Source organism: Roseivirga sp. UBA838 (assembly GCF_002296035.1).
GTDB lineage: Bacteria > Bacteroidota > Bacteroidia > Cytophagales > Cyclobacteriaceae > Roseivirga > Roseivirga thermotolerans.
Map to the genome: position 1 here is coordinate 32374 of NZ_DBHC01000009.1, position 8575 is coordinate 40948.

The following is an 8575-nucleotide window of genomic DNA, read 5'->3' on the forward strand; positions in this document are numbered from 1 at the left end:
ACCGTGAGGAATACAGAATGTCTTGTGCAGGTTGAGGTGACATACATCGGCACCAATAATACCAGGACTGGTAAGTCCCACCTGGGCATTCATGTTGGCACCGTCCATATACACTTGCCCTCCATGCTCATGAATTAGCGCACAGATATCTTTGATACTTTCTTCAAACACTCCGTGGGTAGAAGGATAGGTAACCATTAGGCAGGCAAGGTTTTGGCTATGCTGCTCTACCTTGGCTTTCAGGTCGTCCAAATCAATATTTCCACGTTCATCACAAGCCACAATTACCACTTTCATACCTGCCATGACAGCCGAAGCCGGATTGGTTCCATGTGCAGAAGAAGGAATAATGGCAATATTTCTGTGCCCCTCTCCTCTACTCTCATGGTATGCTCTAATTACCATTAGGCCGGCATACTCTCCTTGCGCTCCTGAATTTGGCTGAAGCGAAACATCGGCAAAACCAGTGATTTCAGACAGCCAGTCAACCAGATCGTTGAACATCATGTGATAACCTCTGGTCTGATAGGTGGGTGCAAAGGGGTGTATATCTCCAAACTCTGGCCAGGTTACCGCCACCATTTCTGTAGTGGCATTGAGTTTCATGGTGCAAGAGCCCAGAGAAATCATGGAATGAACAAGCGACAAGTCTTTGTTTTCCAGTCGCTTAATATATCGAAGCATCTCGTGCTCAGAGTGGTATTGATTAAATACCGGGTGGGTCATAAAATCGGAAGTACGCTCCAGTTCTTTAGGAAGTTCAACTTCCAGATTGGCAGCCTCGCCATCTAAATCGAAAGCCATTACCTGTCCGGTAGCCTCTGCAAACACCTCTAAAATCACCTGTACATCTTCCACTCGGGTAGTTTCATCTACAGCAATTCCTATATCACCATCTTCAAAGTATCTGAAGTTGGCCTGGTTTACTTCTGCAATGGTTCTGATTTTCTCTGAGAGCGAAGACTCACATTCAATTCTAAGGGTATCGAAATAGAACTCATTGAGTTGTTTGAAGCCCAAAGACTGCAAGCCCTTGTCTAAAAGCTTGGCAAAGCCATGAATTTTAAAGGCAATGTGCTTAATACCTTTAGAACCATGGTATACGCCATACATACCGGCCATTACGGCCAGTAGCACCTGGGCCGTACAAATGTTAGAGGTGGCCTTTTCTCTTCTAATATGCTGCTCGCGGGTCTGCAAAGCCATACGGTAGGCTTTATTGCCCTGGCTATCTACAGAAACCCCGATAATTCTACCCGGAATATGACGCTTAAACTCATCGCGTGTGGCAATATAAGCTGCATGAGGGCCACCATAACCCATAGGGACACCAAAACGCTGAGAAGTACCTACCACTGCATCGGCTCCCATTTCGCCCGGAGGTGTAAGCAGAGCCAAAGACATAAGATCTGCAGCCACTGTAACAAATACGTTGTTTTCGTGAGCCGACTCTATGAATGACCGATAGTTAAGTACTTTTCCGTCACCCGCAGGGTACTGAATCAACACCCCGAACAAGTCGTCACGGGTAATATCCAACTCGCTGAGCTTTCCCACCTCCAGCTGAATACCAACCGGAACCGATCGGGTTTTGAGCACATTGATGGTCTGCGGGAAAGTATTTTCATCGACAAAGAAGGTAGTAGCCTCTTTCTTATTTTTCTTACGCTGGCCGGCAAACATAAACATGGCCTCGGCCGCTGCAGTTGCTTCATCGAGCAAGGAAGCATTGGCAATTTCCATTCCGGTCAGGTCCATTACCATGGTTTGGAAATTGATGAGGGCCTCTAGTCTTCCCTGGGCTATTTCTGCCTGATATGGAGTGTAGGCTGTGTACCATCCCGGGTTTTCCAGAATATTGCGCTGAATAACTCCCGGAACAATGGTATTGTAATACCCCATACCGATGTATGACTTAAACATCTTGTTTTGGGCGGCAATATGTCTCAGGTCTTTCAGGAATTGAAATTCAGACTTAGGTAGGGGCAGATTCAAAGGTTCTTTCATTCTAATTCCTGCCGGCACTGTTTCATCGATCAGTGCATCCAGGCTAGGCGCACCCACCACCTTGAGCATTTCAGCAATCTCTTGCTCATCGGGCCCATTGTGGCGGTCTTCAAACCTTTGAGTCTTTCTTAAATCAATTTTTGTCATATCTCCAGTTCTAGTTCGATTTACTTCCTTGTAAATGTGCTGCAAATGTAAGCTACAACCCTCTGATTTCCTTACATATCAAAGGCAAAAAAAGCCGACCAAATACATAAGTCATGCAGGCTAGGTTTTAAAAAAACATTAGCTTTAGCCCTCTAAAAAAATGTAACCTAAAATTGTTTAGATAATGAGGAAATTAAAACTGTCCTTGTTCGGACTTTTAGTTTTGGGCCTAATTGCTAATGCCCAAGACAAAACAGCCGTGAAGTATGCCAACACCATCACGCCTGAAGATATGAGAAGCAAGCTTTCCATTTTAGCTTCTGACGAGTTTGGCGGTAGAGAAACCGGTACCGAGGGGCAAAAGAAAGCTTCCAGGTTTTTGGAAGAGTTCTACCAAAGAATTGGCCTTGAGGGCCCAGCCAATGGCACATACCGACAAAAATTTGATATGTACCAGTCTGACTGGTCTGATGTATACATCAAAACCCGGTCGGGCAAAAAAGCCAACGGAAAAGACATTATCTTTTTAGGCTATGCCAACATGGCCAAAGAGGAGAAGCTCGATGCCGTTTATGTAGGAAAGAAAACCGACTTTGCCGGAATGGACCTTAACGGAAAAGCTGTAGTAGCTATGGCCGGAGACAGAGCCACTGTAGGCAAGTTGATAGAAGCGGGCGCCAAAGCCGTTATGATTATGGCCAACGATGACGATCAGTTTACTCAAACTCTGCCAAGACAGGCCAGAGCGTTTATGATGGGCCGTCTGAGGTTTGACAAAGAATACAAAGGCGACCCAAGCATGACCTTTTACCTGACTCAGGCCATTGCAGCCGATATGTTCAAGGCTTCTGTAGAAGACCTTAATGCCAATGCAGAAACCCCTGAAAAAATTAAAACAGGAACCGTAAGAGTTTTTGCTAAAGAGAAAATCAACACCATCAATACCGAAAACATGGTAGCCTTTTTGGAAGGTACCGATTTAAAAGATGAGGTGTTGGTGATATCTTCTCACTACGATCACATTGGCCAGAATGAGGATGGCACAGTGATTAATAATGGTGCCGATGATGATGGCTCAGGAACTACCGGTGTAATGGAGATTGCCGAAGCATTTGCTCAGGCTGCCAAAGAAGGTCACAGACCAAGAAGAAGCATTCTTTTCCTTAACGTAACGGGTGAAGAAAAAGGACTTTTGGGATCTGCTTATTATGCTGACAATCCGTTGTTTCCATTAGAAAACACGGTGAACAACCTGAATATAGACATGATTGGAAGAATTGATCCTGAGCACGAAAAGTCAGGCAATCGCGACTATGTATACGTAATCGGTTCTGAAAAACTATCGAGCCACTTGAAGGTGATCTCTGAGTTTGCCAATATTACATATACCAACCTGGATCTGGACTATCGTTATGACGATCCGAACGACAGAAACCGTTTCTACTATCGTTCCGACCACTACAACTTTGCCAAAAAAGGTATTCCAATTATCTTCTACTTTAACGGAACACATGCGGACTACCACAGACCAACCGACACTGTCGATAAAATTGCCTTCGATGTAATGGCGAAAAGAGCTCAGTTGGTATTCCATACCGCGTGGATTCTGGCCAACAGAGACCAAAGAACTCCGGTTGATCGTGAAGACGATATGGACTACGGTTCGAGAGACTAAGAATTAAGTACAGAAAGGGCCGTTTCGGAGCCTGCATGGGTACTTCTCACCGCATTTGGATACTGAGAATAACCATAAGCTTTCGAAACAGCCCTTTTTTATTGGTATTACCCCAGACCCACCTCTAAATCCTCCCCTTATGAAAAACACCCTGCATATACTGAACGGAGATAGTACTCTTTCCATTTTTAACCAATGTTCAATTGCCGGAGACACCTTTGTATGGAGAGAAGTATTAGCTGAAGGACCGGTGAGCCACATGATAGGATCAGACGCTTTTTGGTTGGAAAGAGAAGCGTTTATGACCAGCTTCTTTGAGCTAAAACCCAACCAATATAGAGCGGAGGTAAAAGCTCCATTTGAACAAATGGCCTCTCAAATTACCCACTATGAAGAAGTTGTGCTCTGGTTTGAATATGATTTGTTTTGTCAAATCAACATGTTGGCACTTATTGAGTGGCTGGGACAAAGGCGTGAAGCCGGACAGACTATCTCACTGGTTTGTGCAGGAAAAGTACCGGGCGAAGATCAACTGAAAGGGCTTGGCCAGTTAAACCCTGAGCATTATAATGAGCTGTTCAATAGCCGACTAAAACTCAATACCCGTGAGTTTGTGTTTGCAGCCGATATATTTAAACTCTATTGCTCTCCGCAGCACAATGAACTCTTTACTTACATTATTCTGCCTTCGCAGGAATTCCCCTATCTCTCAGAGGCCCTACAGGCACACTTCAGGCGATTTCCCTACCAGTCCATTGGACTGAGCGAGATTGAACAGCAGATAATACGCCTCGCTCCTCAGTGTCAGTCGCAGCACCAGTTGGTGGGCAAATTGCTTCAATGGCAAACCACCTATGGCTTTGGCGACTCACAGTATTTTAGCTATCTCAATTACCTGTCTTCACTTTTTGAATCGACAGAGCCTCTAAAACTAAAAACAGAGCCCGAACTGAGCTCTGCTATAAATAAGCTTGATCGTGGTACAGCCCTTGGCGGCACCTCATTAAATAATTGGATCTACGACCCGCAAGCAGAAGAACTGCTTAGCGCACCTTAGTATCGAGCCGTACCCGGCCATCATTGATTCTAATCTCTACATCGGCACTGCCTCCCGGCAACGACAAGCGCACCCGATTATCGGTTTCTTCTTGTACCGTAAAGCCCATGCCTGAGTTTACGCGGCCATCGTCTTTGCTAATGAGAAACTTTCCTCCCCCACTTAGCACGGTAAACTCTATATTGGCATCATCAGACCGAATGTCATATACGCCATTGTCGGCTAGGGTGGTTTCTAACGAAACATTCCCATCTTCTATGACAATTTCCAGTTCCGTAAAGGCTGCATTCCTAATGTCGAGGTCGCCATCCTCGCTATTGGCGTAAAAGCGCCCTGTTCCACCGGCCAATCGTAAGTCGCCATCTTCCAGACGCACTTCTATATTGCTGCTTTTTGTATCGTAAATATCAATATCGCCATCCTCACTGCTTATGCTAATGGCCCCGTGTATACTTTTAATAATGTAGTCATCATCTTCGCCCCGCACACGCAGCGAACCATTGCTTGGCATTTCTATCACTATTTCGTATTCGGTACGAAAAGAGCCCATGCTAAAAGACACCGAACCAGAGCGTCTTTCTTCAATAAACAGATCACCTCCTTTTTCTTCTACTTCAACGCTAAACCTTCTTCGGCCGGAACGGATGCCATTCACCTGTTCAAACCGATCTATTTTCACGTGCACATCGCTTCTGTCGGTACCTGTAATCCGAACATCTGCATCTGACGAAACCAGGTGCACAGTTCCGTTGGCACCGAGGGCATAAACTTGATCCAGATGAAATTCGCCTTCTTTCTGGGCTTGAAGGTTATTAGTGGCCAGCAGCATCAGTACTATTCCACAAATATTAAACAGTTGTTTCATGCTATTTTGAGTTTGAGTTGAATGCTGAATTTAGCAAAATCCAACCACAGTAGCACTTCTACCGCTTTCTTCTGCCTCTCTTTTTGGGTTTCGATGGGTTGGAAAACTTCTTCTTCTTTTCGTGAAAAGCCCCCTGAAACGTAGGATCCACCTTCTTTCTGTAAGTATCTAAAGCGCGGGCTATTTCCTGTTGCTCAGCAAAAGGAGTCTTTTCAATGGTTACCTGCGGAGGTATAGCAGCCCGTGGAATGTCTTGCCGAATGATCTTCTCAATTCTGGGCACATGCACCATTTCTATTTCATTGGCAAAAGTAATGGCCTGCCCTTCTTGTTCGGCCCTTCCCGTTCGGCCAATCCGGTGCACATAATCTTCATAAATAAGAGGCAGGTCGAAATTAATGACGTGAGACACCATTGAAATGTCCATTCCTCTAGAGGTAACATCAGTAGAAACCAACACGCGTATATCGCCTTCTTTAAACTCATTTACGGCATTGATCCTGCTATTCTGCCCTTTGTTGGCATGCACAACGCGTACGGGGCCAAGCTCCTTTCGTTCAATATACTTGGCAATGTTATCGGCACTCGACTTGGTTTTCACAAAAACAATGACCCGCGAGAAGTCGGGGCTCTCCAAAAAATGAATGAGCAAATTGATTTTTGTTTTGAAGTTGGGCACCTCATAGAGTACCTGATCTATGGTTTCGGCCACCGTGGCCTGCGGAGCCACTTCAATGCGCTCAGGAAATTCCAAAAATTCCTCGGTGAGTTTCACTACCTTATCGGCCATGGTAGCCGAAAACAACATGTTCTGCCGTTTGCGCGGAACCACCTCCAGTATTCTCCTGATCTGAGGTAGAAAACCCATGTCCATCATTTTATCGGCCTCATCCAGAATAAGTGTCTTTATACCCTTCGGCACTATATGCCCTTTGGAATAGATATCCAGAAAACGACCGGGGGTGCTGATGAGCACATCGACCCCTTTTTCCACTTCTTCAATCTGTGTCTTAGGCCCCACACCCCCATACAGGGCTGCCATTCTGAGGTCGGTATATTTGGCCAAAGCGCTAAAACTTTCAGCTATTTGTAAAACCAGCTCACGGGTAGGTGCAAGAATAAGAGCTCGCGGATGCTCTCCCTGGGCATATTTAACTTTCATTACCAGGGGCGCAACAAAAGCCAGGGTCTTTCCCGTGCCCGTTTGAGCAATACCAAACAAATCGTGTCCGGCCAGAGCCACAGGAATTACCTTAGACTGAATTTCTGTTGGTTTTTCAAACCCCAGGTCATCAATGGCGTTAAGTATTTGTCGATTTAACTTAAGGTCGTCAAATAAATGAGTTTCTGCTGCCATTTTCAGTCGATTCGTATTTGTTTTGCTGTGCAATTACGCTAAAAAACCCCAACTAAATAAAAAGCTTATGGCCTCTACCTTACTACTCAACGGAACCCTGGTAAATGAAGGAAAGATTTTTGAAGCGGATATTCTTATAGCCAACGGGCGAATAGAGCGGATTGGCAAGGACCTTCAGCATGTAGCGGCCGACCAAACCATTGACGCCACCGGCCTGCACATATTGCCGGGGCTTATCGATGATCAGGTGCATTTTCGCGAACCTGGCCTTACCCACAAAGCAGAAATTTATACTGAATCGCGTGCAGCTGTTGCCGGTGGTATTACCTCTTTTATGGAAATGCCCAACACCGTACCCAATACGCTGACACAAGAATTACTACAGCACAAATACGACATTGCCGCCAGAAACAGTATTGCCAATTATAGCTTTTTTATGGGTGCTTCTAACGACAATATCGATGAGGTGCTCAAAACCAATCCTAAAAATGTTTGCGGAGTAAAGATTTTCATGGGTTCTTCTACAGGCAATATGCTGGTAGACAACCAAAAAACACTGGAACATATCTTCAGCAACTCGCCCACGCTAATTGCCACACACTGCGAGTCTGAAGAAATTATACGGGCCAACACGGCCAAAGCCCGGGAGCAATATGGCGAGCAGGTACCCATGCACATGCACCCGGTAATTCGGAATGAAGAGGCTTGCTACGCTTCTTCATCGGCTGCCATAGCATTAGCCAAAAAGACAGGAGCGCGCTTGCATATTCTGCATATTTCTACCGGCAAAGAAACATTACAGTTCGACAATAGCATTCCGCTCAAAGAGAAGAAAATTACGGCAGAGGCCTGTGTACACCATTTGTGGTTTACAGACGCTGATTATGCGGAAAAGGGCAGCCTGATTAAGTGGAACCCGGCCGTAAAAACAGCTACAGACAGAGAAATGATTAGGAAAGCGGTGAATGAAAACCGCATAGATGTATTGGCCACAGACCATGCTCCTCACACTTTGGAAGAAAAGCAAAACAGCTACTTTTCAGCTCCTTCGGGTGGTCCTTTGGTGCAACATAACCTACCCGCTTTGCTCGACTTATACCATCAGGGAGTCTTCAGCCTGGAAAAGATAGTGGAGAAATCGGCCCATGCGGTAGCCGAATTGTTTGAGATAACGAACAGGGGCTACATTAGAGAAGGCTATCAGGCCGACCTTGTGGTGGTTAACCTGAACAAAGCCTGGGAGGTTCACCCATCGAACCTGCTGTATAAATGTGGCTGGTCGCCCTTCGAAGGCCACCAATTTAAAGCCAGTGTAGAAAAGACTTTTGTAAACGGACACCTGGTGTATAGTGACGGACGGGTAATTGAAGGCACTACGGGAGAAAGACTTTTATTTTCTCGATAATTTCAAAAGAGGTTATTTGCAAATTCGCATCTAACACTTACTTTTGCAGACCCAAACACCTA

6 protein-coding genes are annotated in these 8575 nt (G+C 45.4%); 3 read left to right on the forward strand and 3 right to left on the reverse strand.

Features of this window, described 5'->3' with window-relative positions; all coding sequences use genetic code 11:
* A partial coding sequence (gene gcvP, locus B3O12_RS02820; protein WP_286755217.1) for an aminomethyl-transferring glycine dehydrogenase occupies positions 1-2154 on the reverse strand: 2154 nt, incomplete at its 3' end.
* A gap of 184 nt (positions 2155-2338) precedes the next feature.
* Here gcvP and B3O12_RS02825 point away from each other — a divergent pair.
* Positions 2339-3829: a M28 family peptidase gene (locus tag B3O12_RS02825; RefSeq protein ID WP_286755218.1), complete on the forward strand. Its 1491-nt coding sequence runs from the start codon at positions 2339-2341 to the stop codon at positions 3827-3829.
* Positions 3830-3968: 139 nt separating this feature from the next.
* Complete coding sequence (locus B3O12_RS02830) at positions 3969-4886, forward strand: hypothetical protein (RefSeq protein WP_286755219.1); 918 nt, start codon at positions 3969-3971, stop codon at positions 4884-4886.
* On the opposite strand, the gene B3O12_RS02835 is transcribed toward B3O12_RS02830, so the two are convergent.
* Positions 4873-5751 carry a DUF4097 family beta strand repeat-containing protein gene (locus tag B3O12_RS02835; RefSeq protein WP_286755220.1) on the reverse strand — a complete coding sequence of 293 codons (879 nt, stop codon included), beginning with the start codon at positions 5749-5751 and terminating at the stop codon, positions 4873-4875. The genes B3O12_RS02830 and B3O12_RS02835 overlap by 14 nt on opposite strands.
* A 58-nt stretch (positions 5752-5809) precedes the next feature.
* On the reverse strand, positions 5810-7108 hold the full coding sequence (locus B3O12_RS02840; protein WP_286755222.1) for a DEAD/DEAH box helicase: 1299 nt from the start codon (positions 7106-7108) through the stop codon (positions 5810-5812).
* A gap of 67 nt (positions 7109-7175) precedes the next feature.
* Here B3O12_RS02840 and B3O12_RS02845 point away from each other — a divergent pair, with 67 nt between their 5' ends.
* A complete protein-coding gene (locus B3O12_RS02845) occupies positions 7176-8513 on the forward strand; it encodes a dihydroorotase (protein WP_286755225.1) in 1338 nt (445 codons plus the stop codon).
* Positions 8514-8575: the final 62 nt, after the last annotated feature.

Coding starts and splice junctions, on each gene's coding strand:
- B3O12_RS02830 (WP_286755219.1), top strand. CDS start 3,969: ATGAAAAACACCCTGCATATACTGAACGGAGATAGTACTCTTTCCATT.
- B3O12_RS02835 (WP_286755220.1), bottom strand. CDS start 5,751: ATGAAACAACTGTTTAATATTTGTGGAATAGTACTGATGCTGCTGGCC.
- B3O12_RS02840 (WP_286755222.1), bottom strand. CDS start 7,108: ATGGCAGCAGAAACTCATTTATTTGACGACCTTAAGTTAAATCGACAA.
- B3O12_RS02825 (WP_286755218.1), top strand. CDS start 2,339: ATGAGGAAATTAAAACTGTCCTTGTTCGGACTTTTAGTTTTGGGCCTA.
- B3O12_RS02845 (WP_286755225.1), top strand. CDS start 7,176: ATGGCCTCTACCTTACTACTCAACGGAACCCTGGTAAATGAAGGAAAG.